The 2,562-nt window shown below is 40.2% G+C and carries 3 protein-coding genes; 2 read left to right on the plus strand and 1 reads right to left on the minus strand.

Annotated features, from left to right (window positions below):
- The first annotated feature begins 56 nt into the window (after window positions 1-56).
- Window positions 57-314, plus strand: coding sequence for a hypothetical protein (locus tag KGY70_20745; protein ID MBS3777634.1), 258 nt, complete (start codon window positions 57-59; stop codon window positions 312-314).
- 350 nt (window positions 315-664) lie between these two features.
- Here the strand turns inward: KGY70_20745 and KGY70_20750 are convergent, their stop codons facing one another.
- Window positions 665-1,330, minus strand: coding sequence for a hypothetical protein (locus KGY70_20750; protein ID MBS3777635.1), 666 nt, complete (start codon window positions 1,328-1,330; stop codon window positions 665-667).
- Window positions 1,331-1,639: 309 nt separating this feature from the next.
- On the opposite strand from KGY70_20750, the gene KGY70_20755 reads away from it, so the two are divergent.
- Complete coding sequence (locus tag KGY70_20755; protein MBS3777636.1) at window positions 1,640-1,966, plus strand: nucleotidyltransferase domain-containing protein; 327 nt, start codon at window positions 1,640-1,642, stop codon at window positions 1,964-1,966.
- Window positions 1,967-2,562 lie beyond the last annotated feature (596 nt).

Genomic DNA, 2,562 nt, shown 5'->3' on the forward strand with positions numbered 1-2,562 from the left:
ATATTTTATATTGAAAAATAAATTATTGAAGATTTTCGTATATTTGAGTAAATAATATGATGATGCATTCCGTCAAACTTCTCATAAGCGATAAGGTATACGATAAATTCATGTGGCTGCTGAAAAAATTCAGTAAAGATGAAGTACAAATCATTGCTGAAGAAGAAAAGGATTATCACCAAACCAAAAAATATCTCGAAAACGAATTGAAGCAAATGGATAGCGGGGAAGCTAAATTTTATACGTTAGAAGAGGCCGAAAAAAAATTAGAGGTTTTTGGATTCACAAAATATCAAGATCGACCCACCGATTGAAAAATCTTTCCTGAGCATTTTAAGAACTGAAGCAAACAACCCTTTTGACGTTTCTGCAACGCCGTTTACTCCTGTCGGCAGACAGGATCAAGGTTGGCTGGCTCTCCGGCTTGCTTCTTTCTCCAACAGTTTACCCCGCCGACGGCGGGGCTGTTTACTCCCGACCATAGGCGGGACTAGGGTTTCTTGTTAGCCATAGCCTTTTACCCTTTTCCGGTTTCTTCAATATTTTAATGTTTCTGCGAACCCAGACCTTCTTCCCGCCGGTTTGGCGGGACCGAAACGTCGGGGAAATAAAAAAGGGCGACCCAAAAGATCGCCCTTTCCCGTATTCAGTTGTTTTCTTTTTGTTAATGATCGTGCGGATCATCTGGATGGTATGGTTCCATATAGTTGTTTGGGAACAGCAGATCCACACCCGGGGTTACTTCATGTTCATAGGGTGGATTCGGAGCGCCCGGCCCGCCGTCCAGCGTAAAACTGGTTACTGCCGTATGCTTCAGCCATACCACTTTATCGGGGTGAAGCTTACCGTCATCCAATGAAACAAATTCATGGTAATGCACAAAACCCCGGGATGCATAGTGTTTCGCCTTCATCTCAGTCCATTCGTCAATAATACCATGTACCAGATAGAGCAATTCTCCATCCGGTGCATCAGACGACCACCATTGGGGAGTTCCGAAAGGCCCGGTGTTATAATGTTTTCCAACCAGCTTGTCGGGGCCGCTTTGAACCCAATAGTGCCCGGGAACATCAATTGCCCCATCCGGACCATCAGGTGCACCGGCAAAATAGTAATTTTCGCCATAAACATCCACCACCAGGCCGTGCACAAATCCTTCATCCTTACCTGCCGATTTTAACAGGTCATTTTCACTTCCTGCAGATGCCAATTCCTTTCCCTCCGGAGCAAAATCTTTTTTAACGACTGCATCATCCGGTTTTTCACAGGAGCCCAGAACAAACAAGACTCCGATTGCTAACGCCAAAAGGCTTACTTGAATTTTTTTCATGATCATTTTTGTTTTAAATGAATAAAAATATTGAATTGTATTATTTGGACGTTGGGGGGACAGAAACCTTACGTAAAAAATTGAAATATTTTGGAATAAATTCAAATGTCACCCAACAGTTTACCCCGCCGACGGCGGGGCTGTTTACTCCCGACAAAGGCCTCGCTTCATCGGGAAATGCGGGACCGAAGCGTTGAAGAAAAGACCGAAGCCTTGGATAATAATGGGTAAATTATTTAAGTTCTATCAGGTATATCATTTTTTTAGTATTTTCGTTTCTGAAATAAAGTTATTAAAGTTGAATTTTTAATGACTGCAAAGACTAAAAATATATTGAGAAAAACCAAGGAGAAACTGGTCCGTAGATTTGGCGAGGATATAAGGGATGTGATCCTTTTCGGCTCCAGGGCTGAAGGAAATTATTCTGTTTCCTCCGATTACGACATGTTGATTGTTTTAAAAAACAACTATGACTGGAAGTATAAAAATGAAATATTTGATACAATCTTTGAAATTGAATATCAATACGATCTCATAATGGATGTTCATATTGTTACCGAATATGAATTGAAGCATAGTTTAAGAGGTGCGCATCCATTATTTCAAAATGCAATTTCAAATGGTATACACGCATAATGTTAAATGAACCCCAAAGGGAACAACTTATTCAGTATTCTTCAACGCTTAAAGGTCCCGCTGCCGCGGGACGCTGTAAGGTTTCTTTGGACCAAATTTGTCCAGGTGTAGCTATATACCAAATCCTCCGCGGTTTCGGCCAGGCCTGAGACCTTCGTCTCGCCGGTTTCGCGGGACGAAGGCAGGAGGAACCCCGAAGCGTCGGAGAAAACAGGAAAAAGCTGCTGCACTTTTTAAGGTGATTTCCCACCCGTATGCTTTAATGTATTGAATTATAAAATATTTACGTAAATAAATTTTTAAAGCTGATTTCTCCAAATAGATAATTCATACACTTTCAAAAAACTGTACTGCAAAATCAAAAAATTCAATTATTACCTTTATATTCAAATTGAATTCTTTTCTACTTCCTAGTGTATTAACCACTTAATTAGTTTAGTTTTTTTCATGAGTATCTACAAAACGAATTTGCCTGGAGTTTTTTCTTTGCGGTCTCTGCGTGAAATATCTTTTAAAAAGGCTTCACATAAAGGTCGCAAAGATTTTTGAAGCAAAGAGCGCGAAGAATCTTTTTAAAGTTTGAGTAACTATAACAA

It is taken from the genome of Bacteroidales bacterium (assembly GCA_018334875.1).
In the GTDB taxonomy this organism is placed as follows: domain Bacteria; phylum Bacteroidota; class Bacteroidia; order Bacteroidales; family UBA12077; genus JAGXLC01.

Coding starts and splice junctions, on each gene's coding strand:
- KGY70_20755 (MBS3777636.1), top strand. CDS start 1,640: ATGACTGCAAAGACTAAAAATATATTGAGAAAAACCAAGGAGAAACTG.
- KGY70_20750 (MBS3777635.1), bottom strand. CDS start 1,330: ATGAAAAAAATTCAAGTAAGCCTTTTGGCGTTAGCAATCGGAGTCTTG.
- KGY70_20745 (MBS3777634.1), top strand. CDS start 57: ATGATGATGCATTCCGTCAAACTTCTCATAAGCGATAAGGTATACGAT.